The organism is Candidatus Chloroploca asiatica (assembly GCF_002532075.1).
GTDB lineage: Bacteria > Chloroflexota > Chloroflexia > Chloroflexales > Chloroflexaceae > Chloroploca > Chloroploca asiatica.
The window spans coordinates 58,678-76,312 of record NZ_LYXE01000110.1 but is presented as its reverse complement, the minus strand read 5'-3'; the positions used below and the strand labels follow the sequence as shown (position 1 = coordinate 76,312).

15 protein-coding genes are annotated in these 17,635 nt (G+C 56.3%); 2 read left to right on the top strand and 13 right to left on the bottom strand.

All coding sequences use genetic code 11. From position 1 onward, the window contains the following. Positions 1-177 precede the first annotated feature (177 nt). Complete coding sequence (locus A9Q02_RS14460; RefSeq protein ID WP_097653794.1) at positions 178-711, bottom strand: HdeD family acid-resistance protein; 534 nt, start codon at positions 709-711, stop codon at positions 178-180. A gap of 311 nt (positions 712-1,022) precedes the next feature. After that, on the bottom strand, positions 1,023-1,415 hold the full coding sequence (locus A9Q02_RS14455; RefSeq protein WP_097653793.1) for a globin domain-containing protein: 393 nt from the start codon (positions 1,413-1,415) through the stop codon (positions 1,023-1,025). 144 nt (positions 1,416-1,559) lie between these two features. Here A9Q02_RS14455 and A9Q02_RS14450 point away from each other — a divergent pair, with 144 nt between their 5' ends. Continuing rightward, entirely contained in the window at positions 1,560-1,931 is a 372-nt protein-coding gene (locus A9Q02_RS14450) for a c-type cytochrome (RefSeq protein WP_097653792.1), read from the top strand. Positions 1,932-2,002: 71 nt separating this feature from the next. On the opposite strand, the gene A9Q02_RS14445 is transcribed toward A9Q02_RS14450, so the two are convergent. The 11 genes from A9Q02_RS14445 to A9Q02_RS14395 all read right to left on the bottom strand — a co-directional run bounded on the left by A9Q02_RS14445 (position 2,003) and on the right by A9Q02_RS14395 (position 16,107). Further along, on the bottom strand, positions 2,003-3,079 hold the full coding sequence (locus tag A9Q02_RS14445; protein ID WP_097653791.1) for a dihydroorotate dehydrogenase-like protein: 1,077 nt from the start codon (positions 3,077-3,079) through the stop codon (positions 2,003-2,005). A 120-nt stretch (positions 3,080-3,199) separates the two neighbouring features. Beyond that, complete coding sequence (gene nifJ / locus A9Q02_RS14440) at positions 3,200-6,853, bottom strand: pyruvate:ferredoxin (flavodoxin) oxidoreductase (RefSeq protein ID WP_097653790.1); 3,654 nt, start codon at positions 6,851-6,853, stop codon at positions 3,200-3,202. A gap of 269 nt (positions 6,854-7,122) precedes the next feature. Continuing rightward, positions 7,123-7,713, bottom strand: a complete 591-nt coding sequence (locus tag A9Q02_RS14435) for an acyltransferase (RefSeq protein WP_097653789.1) — start codon at positions 7,711-7,713, stop codon at positions 7,123-7,125. A 67-nt stretch (positions 7,714-7,780) separates the two neighbouring features. Beyond that, complete coding sequence (locus tag A9Q02_RS14430; RefSeq protein WP_141508927.1) at positions 7,781-8,779, bottom strand: GNAT family N-acetyltransferase; 999 nt, start codon at positions 8,777-8,779, stop codon at positions 7,781-7,783. A 35-nt stretch (positions 8,780-8,814) separates the two neighbouring features. After that, positions 8,815-9,537, bottom strand: coding sequence for a polysaccharide deacetylase family protein (locus A9Q02_RS14425; protein ID WP_097653787.1), 723 nt, complete (start codon positions 9,535-9,537; stop codon positions 8,815-8,817). A 57-nt stretch (positions 9,538-9,594) separates the two neighbouring features. Next, positions 9,595-10,848, bottom strand: coding sequence for a glycosyltransferase family 4 protein (locus A9Q02_RS14420; RefSeq protein ID WP_097653786.1), 1,254 nt, complete (start codon positions 10,846-10,848; stop codon positions 9,595-9,597). A gap of 42 nt (positions 10,849-10,890) precedes the next feature. Beyond that, complete coding sequence (locus A9Q02_RS14415) at positions 10,891-12,048, bottom strand: DegT/DnrJ/EryC1/StrS family aminotransferase (RefSeq protein WP_097653785.1); 1,158 nt, start codon at positions 12,046-12,048, stop codon at positions 10,891-10,893. Further along, a complete protein-coding gene (locus tag A9Q02_RS14410; protein ID WP_097653784.1) occupies positions 12,045-13,031 on the bottom strand; it encodes an NAD-dependent epimerase/dehydratase family protein in 987 nt (328 codons plus the stop codon). The genes A9Q02_RS14415 and A9Q02_RS14410 overlap by 4 nt, the downstream gene beginning before the upstream one ends. Positions 13,032-13,058: 27 nt before the next feature. Further along, on the bottom strand, positions 13,059-14,162 hold the full coding sequence (locus tag A9Q02_RS14405; RefSeq protein ID WP_097653783.1) for a DegT/DnrJ/EryC1/StrS family aminotransferase: 1,104 nt from the start codon (positions 14,160-14,162) through the stop codon (positions 13,059-13,061). 44 nt (positions 14,163-14,206) lie between these two features. Continuing rightward, on the bottom strand, positions 14,207-15,214 hold the full coding sequence (locus tag A9Q02_RS14400) for a Gfo/Idh/MocA family protein (RefSeq protein WP_097653782.1): 1,008 nt from the start codon (positions 15,212-15,214) through the stop codon (positions 14,207-14,209). 335 nt (positions 15,215-15,549) lie between these two features. Continuing rightward, the gene (locus A9Q02_RS14395; RefSeq protein ID WP_097653781.1) at positions 15,550-16,107 is read right to left on the bottom strand and encodes an acyltransferase; all 558 of its coding nucleotides are present in this window, start codon (positions 16,105-16,107) and stop codon (positions 15,550-15,552) included. A 474-nt stretch (positions 16,108-16,581) separates the two neighbouring features. Between A9Q02_RS14395 and arsS the strand changes: the two genes are divergently transcribed. Then, positions 16,582-17,604 (top strand): arsenosugar biosynthesis radical SAM (seleno)protein ArsS, encoded by a 1,023-nt coding sequence (gene arsS / locus A9Q02_RS14390; RefSeq protein WP_097653780.1) that lies wholly within the window; start codon positions 16,582-16,584, stop codon positions 17,602-17,604. Positions 17,605-17,635 lie beyond the last annotated feature (31 nt).

The following is a 17,635-nucleotide window of genomic DNA, read 5'->3' as shown; positions in this document are numbered from 1 at the left end:
GCTCGCTTTCTTGTTGTGCGCAATGCGCCGAGGCGACACAGCCCTACCAGGGGAAGGGGTGCAAGTTTGTGGAGTTATTCACAAATTACTGATTTGTTGCGATTATACCACATTTCAGCCAAAATGCCAGCATTGCTGGCATTTTGGCTGAAATGTGTGCTGCGCTTGTGTGCCGCGCTACTTTTTCGCGATGAAGGCTCCCGCAATGGTCATGATGCCACCGACAAGCGCCGTGATCCCGAAGACGAAGGGCAGCACCACCACACCGGCCAGCGGTGACGATAGGATCAAGATACTCAACACAATGGTGAGCGCCCCCCAGATGCCGACCCCAATGCCCCCGCCCTGGAAGGCCTGCACGATGCGGACGCCGCCCATAAAAAGGCCCGTAATGCCCAGCATAATGATATAAAAGGTCGCCACAACGATGCCACCGAGCAGCGGTTGGCTCAAGACGGCCAGGCCTGCCCAGATGCCAATCACGCCACTGAGCAGCGTTAAAAACCACCGCTCGCGACTACGGAACAGACTGATCAGATCTGCGATCCCCGAAATCAACCACGAGGCTCCAATGAAGAGCACAATAAAGAGCGTTGTCAGCAGGGGTTGAAAGAGGAGCAGCAGGCCCAGGATGACATAACTAATACCGAGCACCAACACGAGCCAGAATGGAACCTTCTCTTCTTGCGCAACCGACGGCATCTTCAACATCGCTCTCTCCTAATCCTATAGCATATACACGCTCTCGCACCTTGCTGCTTCGCTAGAAACAAGGCCATAGCAATCCTAGCCGATGTGCGGCTCAGGAGTGCCGGCTTTAGTCGGCTAATGGTTTTTAAGCATGACATCAGCCAGCACTGCTGGAGACAACCCAGATAGCAGTGCTCTAGCTATGCTTGCCTTGTCTCCTGCGAAGCAAAGACTATGTCAGGCTGACTGTGCTTCTATTGTAGAACCAGGGTGATTCAGTTGCACCTATGTTTAAGGATAGTTTTTCGGTTGCCAACAGGACAAGGTGCTGATCATTCGGGGGCGTAGCGATTCATCATGGCGTTGGCGGCCTGTTCAAAGTAGGTGCGCATGACTGAACGAGCCGGTTCGTCAATGCCTACCTCATCAATTGATGCAAGCATATGCTCAAGCCAGGCATTACGTTCAACCGGGCCGATTGGGTAGGGGGCATGCCGCATGCGCAAACGCGGATGGCCGCGGCGTTCCCCATATTCGCCAGGCCCACCAAAATATTGCATCAGAAAGAGGAATTGATGCTCTTTCCCGGGCTCTAGGTCGTCGGGAAACATCGGACGCAACCGCGGATCGTGTTCTACGCGGGTATAAAATGCCTCAACGAGTTGACGTAAAACATCGGCCCCGCCAATTTGCTCGTAGATCGTTGGTGCGTTTTTTTCATTCATAGGATCCATTATAATAGAAATCTCTGGTGTTGGGGCACGGCGCCGCCGTGCCCGTACGGGGGCACGGCGGCTGTAGGGGCACGGCTGGCCCGTGCCCGTCCGGGGGGCACGGGCCAGCCGTGCCCCTCCTGGAAATGGTCTTGTATGTCATTAGGTCGTGGGATCGTCTGGCTCGTTTTTCTTGTGAGCCTGGTTGCGTGTGGGGCTGCACAACCTCCATCGGTTGATCCGGTTCTAGAGGGTGAGCGTCTCTTTCGGGTCTGGTGCATTGGCTGTCATAGCCTTGACCCTGATGGCCCGACGGCGCTGGGGCCGAGTCTTGCGGGGGTCGCTACGCGTGCGGCGAACAATGACGAGGGTCTGACGGCAGCCGAATGGCTCTACCGTGAAACGGTCAATCCCAATGCCGTCGTCACGCCGGGTTATAGCCCGGGGCTTATGCCGTCTGATTATGAACGAGCGCTGCGACCTGATCAGCTTGAGGCGCTTGTGGCCTATATGCTGACGCTCGAATAGGTAGGAGCATTGGACATGCCAAGAGGCGCGGCATTGCCGCGCCTCTTGGCATGTCCACGTTGTTTTTCGCTTTAGTCGTTTTCGATGCCGACACCGAGGAACGGATAGAGCATATCGCCAGTCAGGGCTGCGTGGGCCGATGAGCCACTGCTGAAGCGGTACGCGCCGAGCACCTTCATATAGTTGGCCCGTTCGAAGGCGGCTGGTTCGGCGACGGCTTTCTGGCTCATACTGCCCTGCATCATGGCAATTGATTCGTATTCGTGCTCTTCCATCCAGGCCTGCAGGTCGTGGAGCATATCGCGTACATGCGCTGTCGCATTGCCCACCAGCAGTGCTGATGCCATCATGGCGACCCGTGCCCCCGCCATCATTGCTTTGAGCACTTCTGAAGCCGAGTGGATGCCACTCGTGATCGCAAAATCAACGGGCACGCGCCCGTAGAGGATAGCGACTTCACGCAGCGGCAGCCGCACTTCGTCAGGCGTGCTGAGGGTGAGCGATGGGACGACATTGAGATTCTCGAGATCAAAGTCGGCCTGATAGAACCGATTAAACAGGACAAGGCCATTCGCTCCCGCGTCAGCCAGCCGCATCGCGAGATTGGGCAGGGCGGTGAATTGGGGGCTCAACTTGACGGCGAGCGGGATCGTAATTTCGGCCCGCACGGCCCGCACGAGATCGACATACGTCTGCTCAAGATCGGCACTGGTAATCGCGGGATCCGTGGGAATATAGTAAATATTGAGTTCAACCGCATCGGCACCAGCCTCTTGCATCAACTGGGCATAGTGAACCCAGCCGCCTGGCGAAACACCGTTGAGACTGCCGATGACGGGAATATCAACCGACTTCTTCAACTTGTGCAGTTGCTCGATGTATCGTTCTGGGCCGATACTGTAGCGCCCGGTATCAGGTAGATAAGAGAGCGCCTCGGCAAAGCTATCGGCACCGTGGCTCAATAGGTAGTCGATTTCGAGGCTTTGATGGATGATCTGCTCTTCAAAGAGCGAGTACATCACAATCGCTGCGAGGCCCGCCTCTTCCAGCCGCTTTACCTTATCAACCCGCTGGGAAATAGGTGAGGCCGAAGCCACCAGTGGCGTGCGTAGCGGGAGGCCGAGATAGCTAGTGGTCAGATCGACCATGGGGTGCTCCTGGTTCAGAGGTTTGTAGACACTGCATGTTATATCATACACAATCTGGTTACACATAAACATTCACGCTGTGTGGAGGCGGTAACGCCTCCACACAGCGTGAATGTTTGCTCAACTTTCTTCCTTGGACATCATCTGAAGCAGGCGATGGTAATGCTCGGCATTCGTCCGTTGGGCTTCGCCGATCAGATAATCGGCGCGTTCTTGATCGCTGCGTACCAGGATCTGGAAGCGTCCCTCGCCGGCGATATATTTCTCGGGGCTGATCGAGGGGGGCTTCGAGTCGATAATCAGCGGATTCTTGCCCGCCATCGCCAGCAGCGGATTGTAGCGGTAGAGGGTCCACATCCCTGATTGTACCGCCAGTTTTTGTTGTTCAAGACCACGGCGCATATCAATGCCGTGCGCAATGCAGTGGCTGTAGGCGATGACGAGCGATGGTCCGTCATATGCTTCGGCTTCTTGGATGGCCCGCAGGGTCTGCACATCGTCATAGCCCATCGCGATCCGGGCGACGTAGACATTGCCATAGGCCATTGCAATCAGGCCAAGATCCTTCTTGGGAGTGGCTTTGCCGCTGGCCGCGAACTTGGCGACCGCGCCGAGGGGCGTTGACTTGCTTGCCTGGCCACCTGTGTTGGAATAGACCTCGGTATCGAGCACGAGGATATTGATGTTGCGGCCCGAGGCGAGCACATGGTCAACCCCACCATAGCCAATGTCGTAGGCCCATCCGTCACCACCGATGATCCAGACACTGCGGCGGGCCAGGAGATCCGAGAGTGATCGCAGATCCTTGAGCAGCGACGCATCGCTGCCGACATTGCCTGCCAGGGCTGCATCGATCTGTTGATTGAGCAGTGCAATGCGTTCGCGCTGGACGTTGATGCCGGCATCAGTCTGCTGATCTGCGGCGAGCAGATCTTTGATCAGATCAGGGTTGATATAATTGGCAAGCCTGGGTAACAATTCACGGGCATACTCAGCCTGCTTGTCAATCGTTAGCCGCATCCCAAGACCAAATTCGGCGTTATCCTCAAAGAGCGAGTTGGACCAGGCCGGTCCTCGTCCCTGTTTGTTTGCTGTCCAGGGTGTCGTGGGCAGGTTGCCGCCATAGATTGAGGAACACCCGGTGGCATTGGCAATGACCGAGCGATCGCCATAGAGTTGGCTCACCAGTTTGATATAGGGCGTCTCGCCACAGCCACCACAGGCCCCCGAGAACTCAAAGAGCGGCTCGAGCAGCTGTGAATTCTTGATGCTATTGAGTTGGATCAGCGTCCGATCAACTTCAGGTAGGTTCAGGAAGAAGTCCCAGTTGGCTGCTTCACTCTCGCGCAGCGGTGGCTGCAGGGTCATATTGATCGCCTTGCGGCCTGTCTGGCGTTTATCCTTGACTGGACATGCTTCGACACAGAGGCCACAACCGGTGCAGTCTTCGGGCGCGACCTGGAGGGTAAAGAGTTGTCCTGGCAATTCCTTAAAGCGCGCCGTCGTACTCTTGAAGGTCTCGGGCGCACCCTCGAGGGCGGCAGGCTCATAGACCTTGGGCCGGATCACCGCGTGGGGGCAGACAAAGGCACACTTGGCGCACTGGATGCAGAGATCTGGCTCCCAGACGGGGATTTCCAACGCAATATTGCGCTTCTCCCATTTGGTCGTTCCGGTTGGATAGGTGCCATCAACCGGCATCGCACTGACCGGCAGATCATCGCCGCGCTGGGCAATCATTGGGCCAAGTACGTCGCGAACAAACGCGGGGGCGTTAGCGGGCACCGGGGGCTTGAGATGCATCCCATTGGCGGTGTCATCAGTAGTGGGGATCGTCACCTCGTAGAGATTTTCGAGGGTGCGGTCAACCGCCATATAGTTCTGCTTGATGATCGCATCACCGCGCTTGCCATAGGTCTTCTTGATGCTCCGTTTGATTTCAGTGATCGCCTCATCGCGGGGCAGCACCCCACTGATCGCAAAGAAGCATGTTTGCATCACGGTATTGATGCGCCCGCGCATCCCGGTCGCGGTTGCCACGGCAATAGCATCAATCACCCAGAGGTGCAGGCCCTTCTGCCGGATCGCCTTACGCACCTCGGTGGGCAGATGCCCCCAAATCTCATCAGGCGCATACGGGCTGTTGAGGAGCAACACGCCATCGGGGCTGGCATAGCGCAGCATATCAATGCGTTCAAGGAAATTGAACTGGTGACACGCGACAAACTGGGCCTGCCCATCGCCAATCAGATAGGGTGCACGGATCGGTTGAGGGCCAAAACGCAAGTGTGACGTGGTGATCGACCCCGACTTCTTCGAGTCATAGACAAAATAGCCCTGTGCATCATTCGGGGTCTCTTCGCCGATGATTTTGATGCTATTCTTATTGGCTCCAACCGTACCATCGGCCCCGAGGCCAAAGAAGAGACAGCGTACCGTCCCGGATGGCTCGACATTGAACGATGGATCATAGGTCAGACTGGTGCCACCGACATCGTCGTTGATCCCGACTGTAATCCGCGGACGAGGCTGTGCCTGGCTCAGTTCATCAAAGACGGCCTTGACCATCCCGGGGGTGAATTCTTTCGAGGAAAGCCCGTAGCGCCCGCCAATAATCTTTGGTAACTCACGCTGTTCAGTGGCCCCGCTCGTCTGTGCATCAAGGAAATGGCTGCCACCAAAGGCGTAGACCGCCGAGACGACATCAAGGAAGAGTGGCTCGCCGGTGCTGCCTGGCTCTTTGGTACGATCGAGCACCGCAATGGCGCGGGTCGAAGCGGGCAACGCATGCACAAACGCATCGGCGGTAAACGGCCGATAGAGGCGTACGCGCAGCACACCAACCTTCTCGCCCTGTGCTGCCAGATAGCGTGCCGTCTCTTCAGCGGTCTCACCGCCGGAACCCATAATAATAATGACGCGCTCGGCGTCGGGGGCACCGGCATAATCAAAGAGATTGTAGCGACGGCCAGTCAACGCATAGAACTTATCCATTGCGTCCTGGACAATACGAGGACAAACATCATAAAACGGATTGACACTCTCACGCGCCTGGAAATAGACATCAGGGTTCTGGGCGGTCCCACGCAATACCGGATGTTCAGGCGAAAGCCCGCGCATACGGTGCGCACGCACCAGATCATCGTCAATCATGGCCCGAATGATCATCTCATCAACGGGCGTGATCTTATTTACCTCGTGCGACGTACGGAACCCATCGAAGAAGTGCATAAAGGGTACCCGCGCCTTGAGGGTGGCTGCATGGGCCACGAGCGCGAGATCCTGGGCCTCTTGAACCGAACCCGACGAGAGCAGCGCCCAGCCAGTGGCCCGGGTTGCCATGACATCGGCGTGGTCGCCATAGATCGAAAGCCCCTGGGCGGCCAGTGAACGGGCGGCCACATGAAAAACCGTGGCGGTCAACTCGCCAGCGATCTTATACATATTAGGGATCATCAACAGCAGCCCTTGCGAGGCCGTAAACGTCGTCGTCAGCGCACCGGTCTGCATTGCCCCGTGGAGCGCCCCGGCGGCCCCGCCCTCGGACTGCATCTCATAGACGGTCGGGACTGTTCCCCAGAGATTCGGTCGCTTCACGGCTGCAAACGCATCAGCTGACTCACCCATCGGGGTGGATGGCGTGATCGGATAGATTGCGATCACCTCACTGAGCGTATAGGCAACATTTGCGACAGCCTCGTTGCCATCAATCGTCACCTGTGGGATCGGCTCTATAAGGCCGGTCGCACTATCACGTGCTTGGCGTTCATCCATAACTCGAACGGCTCCTCTCTGAACTTCTCATGTCACATGCTGATAGACTCAGTATATATTGCGCCTGCCGTCACTAGGTAAAAGCAGAACAACCTTTGGTAGCGATTTCTTTTCTTGCGCAACTATTATGAGGGCAAAGCAGCGGGGGGATGTCTGTGGCGATGGTTCTATGCCAAGAAGAGGGTTTGTTTGACGCCAAGGCGCTGAGGCGCGAAGGTTTGATGGCGCTCTATGCGTAGCCTTGGGCCTTGGCGTCAAGTAGGCGAGCGTTAGAGCTGCCGAACGACGCGGGCTGGCATCCCGGCGGCGAGCGAGCGCGGCGGGATGTCACGCGTCACAACACTGCCTGCCCCGATCACACTGCCTGCCCCGATCCTTACACCGCGCAGGATCACGGCACGCACGCCAATCCAGACATTTTCTTCGAGAATGATCGGCGCTGAAGGGGGCATCTCCTCACGGCGTTCAGGTTCCAGGCGGTGAAAATCATTGTCCATGATAATCACATGTGAACCAATGCTGCAGTTTGCGCCGATATGCACGAGCTGACTTGCCGCAATCGAGCAGCCATAATTGACAAAGCTGCCCTCGCCAATTTCCAGGTGCCCATGATGCCCGATAAACAATTCCAGAGGGACAATGGTTGAAACGAGGCGGACGCGGTTCTGTACAATGAGTGTGCCACTATTGTTGATCGCAGGCTTGCCCCAGAGACGTACCCGTCGCCCGACAAATGTCGCGTGGCGCAAATACCACGAAGCGCGTAGCAGCGCCCTCGCGTTCGACCAGATCTCTCTGAGTTTGTAGGATTGAGGTTGGCTTGATCCGGGTAAAAAGACTTCCTCTTCAGGGGTTTCCATAGGCTTTTTTGATCGTATTTTACAGACTGGTGGATGTCTCCAAAAGATAGTAGCTCTTGAACACTAGTCAGCGCTTACCGGTCGCTTTCCAGTAGATTTGTTGCATTGGTTGTAAAAGAGGACTCTCGAAACGCCACATATGGATCGGCTTTGTTGTTGGGGCAAAGCGTAGCTTGTAGGTTTGGACACCTTCTTTGTTTCCACTGGTATTGAAATCAAAGTAACGGTACCCGCGCTTGATTGCATCACGGATAATTTCGGTATCGCCGACGGGCATGACATCATAGCTGAGAAAGTCTCGATGGGCTGTTCCATTCCAGGCTGACGCTACTGCTCCCCAATAGAAGATCAAGGTGCCGCCAACAATCTGCTCCTCTAAGGTAAAGACCCAGAGCTTGATCTCTTCTGGATAGTTTTGGCTAAACTGATAGAATAATTCAAACAGATGCCATTCGTAGCTGGCAAGGGTGCCTTCACTCCAACGATCAAGGGCATCCTGATAAATGCCATAATAGATCCGATATTCTTCAAGGGATTGCGCAAGACGAACGGCAACCCCATTTCTTAGACCACGTCGGTAATCTTTCCGCTGTGTGCGTTGAAAACGACCAAAGACCGTCTCAAAATCGGCGTCAAGCTCAACTAGATACGTTGGCTCGTTATACACATCACTACATTGCGCCTGGATTTCTTCAGGTAACGCTGGTCCAAGTGGGTTGTCAATATTGTAGAAGGTGTAGGTGCTCCAATCAAATATATGTTGATAGATCGCAGTTGCCTCGTGTGGTTCGACGGGTCCATCAGCAATGAAACCACCATAGCAGTTTTCAAATGTAGCCTGAAGCCAGCGGAAAGAACCTAGCTGTCGCGTACTGATCATGGGAAAGACGACACGAACGCCACTGGGAAGAACGACAGCAAAGGTTTCATCACGATGAGCTTGGGGGTTAGCTTGAAGGGCAATATCTCGCCAGAGGGGGGTATGATAAAACGTGGCATATTCACATTGACGCGCTACATTCCACCAAAAGTCTTCGGGTACCGGTTGCATGATTCGCAATGACAATAGGTTCTCCTTGTATTAATCAACGTTCGTGGTATTTATCGATAGGCTGGCATCTTTAATAACTCAGCGACGGTCACAAACTCATAGCCCTGATCGCGCAGCATGGGCACGAGGGTGCGTACTGCCCGGGTTGTCTCGCGTTTCTCCCAGATCTTTTCCCAGGGCTTGGCATCGTGAAAGCAGAAGATCGAACCTGGCTGGGTAGCGTGATACGCATCATGTGCGAGTGTCATTCCGTCAACTTCGGGGATTACCCAGTCGAGCGTGTAGACATCCCACCCGATAATAGTATACCCTGCTTTTGTGAGGCGTTTGCCTTCCCAGGGCGTTAGCCAGCCCCAGGGCGGGCGATAGAAACGAGGCCGTACGCCGATCACTTCGCGGATCGCTTCTTCGCCAGCGGTGATATGGCTGATATTCGAACCGGGCATCAGGCCGGTTTTGCGGCTATGCCATCCCGAATGATTGCCGATTACATGGCCTGCCTGGTACATCTGGAGCAGCAAATCAGGGTGGTAGCGCACATTCATCCCGAGACAAAAGAACGTCCCCTTGACCTCCAGCGCATCCATCGCTTCGATCAACTGCTCGGTACAGGGGCGACTCGGGCCATCATCAAAGGTCAAGGCCACTTTGCGCTGGTCGCGGGGGCCATGGTTCACAAAGTACCCAAACCCCGTTGCCGGCGGGCTGAGTAGTTTGGTGCCTGCGGTGTCAAATAGTTTTACGGCGGCCCGTTTTGGATTTAAGATCGACATAAGGCTTTCTTCTCGGCCCATATGTTGGGCAAGGCGCTTGCGGCTTGCTGCGGTTCTTCAACGCACCATGGTTTGCGCATACAAGTCACCGAGTACCTCTGCGACGCGTTGGGACGAAAAGGACGTTTCAACCCGTTGGCGTGCCGCGTCACTCAGTTGCTGTTGGAGCGCAGGATTCTGGAGGATTTGGGTCACAAAATGGGCAATCGAGGCAGGATTGCACGGTTCGGCACAGAAGCCACTTTCGCCATGGATAACGGCTTCACCCTTGCCCCCAAAGGTAATCACCACCGCACGCCCCATCGCCATCGCTTCGAGGAGACCGATCGACATTGAACCAACGGGCACCGGCAAAACAAAGACATCCATCAACCCGAGAAAGGGCCGCGGATTCGGTTGAAAACCGGTGAAACGCACATAGTCGGCCACGCCAAGCTCGCGGGCCTGCTGTTGCAACGCTTCACGTAGCGAGCCGTCGCCAACCATCAACAGATAGGCATTGGGACATGCCTCGCGGATGGTCGGGAACGCCGCCAATAGGTCGTGCAAGCCTTTTTCTGGCTCAAAACGCACGACTGTCCCGATGATCTGAGCCTGATCGGGCAGATCATACTCTCTACGCAGATCCTGCAAAACCTCTTCGGGCACCGGAGTAAATTTGTCAACATCAACCCCATTGACCACCACGGTCGTCCGTTCGTGGGGCGTATAGAGGTGCATCCCCCGCGCACGATAATTTTTTTCCGACACACAGATAATGCCATCAACCTGGAGGCTGAAGAGATCGCGGAGGAGGCGCATCGGGAGGGGCAGTGGCTCGTCGGGGGCGAGGTGTTCGGTGAGATAGATCTGTTGCACCCCAGCGAGGCGTGCCAGGATTAGCGCCAGCAACTGACCCTTGTAGCCGGTCGAGTGCATGTGCATCACGTCGATTGACCACGTGCGCAGTTGCTTGAACATCCGCCACCCTTCATACACCTGTGCCCAGCAACCATAGCGTCGATCAGGTGAGATCTCACTGACATGATCTGCGGCCAGATGCAGCCTGGTGGTGAGATCTTTCGTCTTTGACCAGTTAGGGCAGATCGCAAAGACCTCAAAGCGGGTGCGATCAAGCTGATGGGCCAGCAAAACGACGTGTTCTTCCATCCCGCCCATTGCCACGCTATTGGTAAAGAGCAGGACGCGCTTGCGGGGTGAAGGTTGCTCTTCGGGAGTCTTGGTGTAGGGCGTGTGTTCAGGCGATGCGATTGTTGCCTGATCCTCGTCGCTTGTCGCTGCTACCGTTGAAGGTTTGTCTTTGGGTTGCATAGATGCCTTTTCCGGTCTTCAGTTCATTCGCCAGGAATCTGCTTACAGCAATACCTCGGTCAGCATTGCGACGACATACTCTTGTTCTTCATCCGTCATCTGTGGATACATGGGCAAGATGATGTTGCGATCCTGGGCACGCTCAGACTCGGGTAAATCATAGCCGTCGTCACGCTGGTACGGTTTTTCGCGGTGGGCGCACATAATGCCGCGGCGTGTCGCCACCCCACGGTCGAGCATGCCCTGCATCACTTCGCGCTGGTCGAGGTGATCAGGCAGGCGCACCCAGAAACTCTGCCAATTAGTGCGTGCCCATGATGGTTCGTGGGGGAGCGTCAGGCCAGGAATGGCGGCGAGCAACTGCTGATAGCGTGCACCGAGGCGGCGGCGGGCCGCCACAATCGTGGGCAAGCGCTTGAGTTGTTCGCGCCCAATGGCGGCTTGGACATCAGTCATGCGGTAATTGTAGCCGATCACCGCGTGTTCTTCAAAGATGACCTGGTTGGCACTGTGGCGGACGCGGTCGTTCACGCTCATTCCGTGCTGTCGGAGCAAACGAAACTGCGCGTTATACTCAGGGTTATTGGTTGTGATCATGCCACCATCGCCGGTGGTGATCACCTTCCGCGGGTGAAATGAAAAGCATGCAATGTCACCGTGGGCCTGGCCAATCTTTTGCCATTTACCCTGCCACAGGATCTCGCTGCCACTGGCGCAGGCGGCATCTTCGATCACGGGTACCCCGTGTTCCTGCGCGATCGTGAGGATCGCCGCCAGATCGCAGGGCATCCCCATCTGGTGAACGCAGAGGATCGCCCGGGTCTGCGGTGTGATCGCGGCCGCGATCTTCGTCGGATCGAGATTGCTCGTGGCTGGTTCGATATCAACAAAGACCGGGGTCGCGTGGCAATAGCGCACCACATTGGCCGTTGCCACATACGAGTGGCTCACTGTAATGACCTCGTCACCGGGGGCAACGCCAAGGGTCAGTAACGCCAGATGCAGGGCGGTCGTACAATTCGACACAGCGGTCGCGTAGGTGGCCCCAGTATAGGCCGCAAACTCTTGTTCGAACGCCGCCACCTCGGGACCCTGGGTGAGCCATCCCGACATAATTGGGCGACGTGACGCCTCGGCTTCGGCCTCTCCGACGAGCGGGCGGGTGAGCGGGATGGTCATCTGCTTCGCTGCGGTCGTCATGCGATCACTCCGCTCTTTTGGCTTTTCCACCAGGCGACCAGATCGCGCAGCCCTGCTTCAAGCCCGACCTGAGCCACGAAACCCAGTTTCTCGCGGGCGGCGCTGATATCGGCGAGGCGGCGGGGCACCGGATTGACCTTGCGCTCGGGGCCATACTCAATCGGCAGATCGACGCCCATCGTACGCATCAGGGTCTCGGCAAGTTCCTGCAAACTTGTCTCGACCCCAGAGGCAACATTGAAGACCTCATCAGAGACATCGGCCTCGGCGGCAAGGATATTGGCGCGGGCAATATCAGGCGCATAGACAAAATCCATGGTCTGGGTACCATCACCAAAAATCACAGGCGGCTTGCCCTCGATCAGGCGATCCATCCAGCGGATCAGCACTTCGGTATAGGCCCCATAGATATCCATCCGCGGCCCATAGACATTGAAATAGCGCAGGGCAACATACTGTAGGCCATACATCTCGTTGAAACTGCGCAGCAGCGCCTCATTATAGACCTTGGTCGCCCCATAGATTGTGCGATTATTGTAGGGATGGTGGCGTTCGGTCGTCGGAAAGATCTCAGCGAGACCATAGACCGAGGCTGACGAGGAAGCAACGACCTTCTTGACCCCCGCCTGGACAGCGGCTTCGAGCACATTGAACGTCCCGGTTGCCAGCACATCGTGGGCCAAGCGTGGATCTTCGGCACACTGGGTAATGCGAATCGCGGCGAGGTGAAAGACGAGATCAACGCCTTGCATCACCTGGTGCATCAAATCACGATCACAAATATCGCCTTCAACGAGCGTGACCTCGCCACGGGCGCGGGCCTCGGCCAGATTCTCGAGGCGACCACGGACAAAGTTATCAACGACAATGATCTCGCCGTACTTGCCCTGGTCGCGGCCATCCATCAACTGGTCAACAATATGCGAACCAATCAAACCGGCGCCGCCGGTCACAAGTACGCGCTGTGGTTGGGGGTTACTCATACGTGATCTTGTCTCCTTACACACTAATTATCCCTGATCGGCCCACATATGCAAGCCTGTCACCACGACATCCTGCTGGATGTGGGTCAATTCGGGGTACATTGGCAGCGAGAGCACCTCGCGGGCGGCTGCTTCGGCGTGCGGGAAAGCCCCCTCGGGGTAGCCCAGTTCCGCGAAGGCGCGTTGGCGATGGACGGGAATAGGGTAATGGATGCCGGTGCTCACACCGTGGTCATGCAAAAAAGCCTGGAGTTGATCGCGTTTCGGCTCACGGATCGCATAGACATGGTAGACATGGCGGCGATCCGGCAGCGTAGCGGGGGTAGCGATGCCGCGTGGAGGTAACTGCGCATCATAGCGTGCGGCCACCGCCCGGCGCGCTTCCGTCCAGGCCTCGATATACTTCATCTTGACCTTGAGCACAGCCCCTTGCACGCCTTCGAGGCGATAGTTAAAGCCCTTGAGATCGTGGTAATACTTGCGTTCGGCCCCCCAATCGCGCAGCATACGCAGGGTACGGGCAAACTCAGGATTATTCGTAGTCACTGCGCCACCTTCGCCATAGGCCCCGAGGTTTTTGCCAGGATAGAAGCTAAAGCAGCCCATATCGCCAATCGATCCAACGCGTTGCCCCTTATACTCGGCCCCGTGCGCCTGGGCGGCATCCTCGATCACGAGCAAGTTGTGTTTACGGGCGATCGCTATGATCGGATCCATATCGGCGGGTTGCCCATAGAGGTGGACGGGCAGCAAGGCTTTCGTCCGCGGCGTAATGGCAGCCTCGAGCAAAGCGGGATCAAGCGTAAAACTGACCGGATCGATATCAACGAAGACAGGCGTCGCACGGGCATAGTCAATCGCCGACACGGTCGCAATGAACGTATGTGGTGTCGTAATGACTTCATCGCCAGGGCCAACGCCACCGGCGAGCAGCGCGAGGTGCAGCGCACTCGTGCCGCTATTCACGCCAATCGTATGGCTCGTTTGCGTATAGGCACTGAAGAGCTCCTCGAAGGCGGCGACCTCTTTGCCCAGCACAAACTGCGTGCTTGCCAGCACCCCCAGCACAGCCTGATCAACCTCTTCTTTTATTGAAAGATATTGAGCCTTCAGATCAACAAACGGTATCATAAAACGAGCTCCTTCTGATCCTCAGGGACAACGCATGGTTGTTGCTACAACTTGATCGGCTGACCGTGCTGAGCCATCGAGCGTGAAGCGGCCTCAAGGATACGCACCACACGAAGACCAGACTCGCCACTCGAGAGCGGCCGTTGCCTGGTGGCAATGCACTCGACAAAATGATTCGCCTCGATCTGCAGCGCCTCCACATTATCAATGCGGGGAGCCCACATATCGCCGGTACGATAGCCAACATGGCGCTGATAGATCTCGGCCTCATCTTCGCTGACGATGATGCCCTTGTCATAGACCTTGATCTTCTCACTGAGCTCCATATCATCGAACACAATCATCTTTTCCGAGCCACCGATCAGCGTCTGACGAACCTTCACCGGGGCCATCCAATTGACGTGGAAGTGGGCGATCAAGTTATCGTCAAAGAAACAGGTCAGATACGCCATATTCTCGGGACGCCCTGGCACGTGGGCCATGCCTGTTGCGGCGACCATCACGGGTTCCTGTTCCACCAGATATTCCATAATCGAAAGATCGTGAACGGCCAGATCCCACAGCACATTGACATCGCTCTGGAAAAGGCCGAGATTCACGCGCACAGAGTCATAATAGTAGAGTGTGCCCAGTGATCCATTCGTAAGCAACTCTTTGATCTTGCGCACAGCGCTCGTATAAATGAACGTATGGTCGACCATGAGCGTCAACCCACGTCGTTCGGCCTCTTCCAACAATTGCTCGGCCTCGGCCACGGTTGACGTGAGTGGCTTCTCGACAAACGCATGTTTGCCGGCCTGAAGAATTTTGAGGGTGAGCGGGAAATGGGTATGGACGGGGGTGGCGACGGCGACGGCATCAACCGCAGGGTCACGCAACATCTCGTCCACGTCGGCATAGGTCTTGATCGCTGGATAGACGCGTTCAACTTTGGCGCGTTGTTCGGCCCGTTGATCGCACACCGCGACGACCCGTGCCCCTTGTGCTTGTGAAAAATTCCGTACGAGATTTGGTCCCCAGTAACCATAGCCGATGACACCGATACCTAGCACAACATACCTCCTTGGCTGTGTGTGGCGAGTGAGCGTAGTGGATTGAGCATGAGCTTGTTTCGAGGATTATGACCAGTGGAGTCTGATGCGGGCATGAGCATGTCCCAATTATGTCTTTGTACCTATCCTATCAGGTGCATACAAAGATCAATATGACAAATCGGTGACATTCTGATCTGTCAATTGTTAACTACTTGGTATGTTTTCCCTCTTCCCCTAGGAGCGCGGGCGGGACGCCCTCACTCGCAGGTTTGCCTGTTACCCCAATAGGGCAGGCGCCTTGCCACATTGTTTGAAGCAGGGCCGTGCCTTGTTATCAAGCGGTGGTTTTGGGGCTATCCTGCGGTTATCTCTTGCTCCGTCAGGGCCTGGGCCTCGGCCTGGGTTGCGCAGCGTACGCCATTGGCACTCACCCAGCCAATTATACGGCCAGGGTTGCCTACGACCAGGGCGTGATCAGGCACATCCTTCGTGACGGTGGTGCCCGAGCCAATCATGGCCCACCGCCCAATGGTGACGCCGGTGACAACCACACTATGCGCCCCAAGCGCAGCCCCATAACAGAGGCGCGTCTGCCCAACCTGCCAGTCGGCGGCACTCTTCAGGCTGCCATCAGCATTGATCGCTCGCGGCAATTTATCATTGGTAAAGACGACATGCGGCCCGATGAAGACACCATCTTCGACCGTGAGCCCATGATAGAGCGATGCATTATTCTGGATCTTGACGTTATCGCCGATGTGAACATGAGAGTCGACATAACTGTTGCGACCAATGATACAGTTCGCGCCAATCCGTGCCCCTTCACGGATCTGCACATGGGCCCAGATCCGTGTTTTGTCACCGATGATCGCTGCTGATGATACATCAGCGGTTGGATGAATCGTTGTCATAGTGCTCTATTTTAGGGTTGCTACCCTAAAATCTATGCGCGTGTTGGTAGCAACGCCCCGTTTTGCTGTTCGTCGCTGCCAGCACGCACGAGATGCTTGGAGGCTGTAGCCCCTGATCGCCCCGATCAAGGCTGATGGTACATTTCAGTACGAGTATACCCTTTTTTCGTTGATTTTGCTAGCCTTGCTGCAGGGTCCTTCAGGGGCGATTGCATCATACGAAACCGGATAAAAAATACACTCTCTGTGGCAGCATGTGCATGCAACCAGCGGCGCAAACGGCGGCACCCGGCAACAACGAGGCACCCGCAAGGGGTGCCCCTACAGGGCCCGGCTCCCGTCCCTGTAGGGGCACCCCTTGCGGGTGCCCCGGTGGGGTGCGTGCATGCACGGAAGATGCAATCGCCCTGCAGGGTCCTGGGTGGGAACGTAGTACAATAGACTCATCAATCAAACAATGAGGAGGCACCGCCTATGCTTGAGAAAATCAGCCTGATCCCAACTTTGCAGCGACGCAAGCATACGCTCGCATCACCTGAGGCGCAGCGCCGGGTACTGGCCCAAGTCCCCGTTCCACGCTTTAGTATGAGGCTCGCCGAGGCGGATCTGCCAACCTTGCGTGCAGCACCGCAGGTCGAGGTTCTGCAGATCAATGTTGGACGCCGCTGCAACCAGACCTGTCACCATTGCCACGTTGATGCCGGCCCTGATCGCACCGAGGTGATGCCTCCTGAGGTTGTTGAGGCATGTCTTGCGTTTTTGGAGCGGGCCGCGATCCCGACGCTTGATATTACCGGTGGGGCTCCTGAATTGCATCCGGCTTTTGATCAGATGGTGCGGCGAGCGCGGGCGATGGGGAGGCATGTGATTGATCGGTGCAATTTGACGATCACACGCTTGCCGAATTATGCCTATCTGCCGGCCTTTCTCGCTGAACACCAGGTAGAGGTGATTGCGTCGTTGCCCCACTATGCGATCGAGGGCACCGATGCGCAGCGTGGCGATGGGGTCTTTGCGCAGTCCATCGCAGCCTTGCAAGAGTTCAATGCGCGTGGCTATGGCCGTGATCCTGCCTTGCAACTCAATTTGATTGTCAATCCGCTTGGCCCCGAGTTGCCGCTTCCCCAGGCGTCGATTGAGGATGAGTGGCGGCGTGAGTTGTTGCAACGCTATGACATCCAGTTTACCCGGCTCTATACGCTCACCAATATGCCCATCAGCCGCTATCTTGAGCATCTGCTCGCCACAGGTGAGTTGCACACGTACATGGAATTGTTGGTCAATAACTTTAATCCGAGCACAGTTGAAGGGCTGATGTGCAAGACGATCCTGTCAGTCGGGTGGGATGGGCGCCTCTACGATTGTGACTTCAATCAGATGCTGGACATGGCCCTGCCGCAGACGATTTTGGCGCTTACGCCTGAGGATCTTGCCGGACGGGTGATCCGTACCGGGGCACACTGCTATGGTTGTACCGCCGCAGCGGGCTCTACCTGAAGTGGTGCGGTTGTCTCGCCGTGAGCGAGCT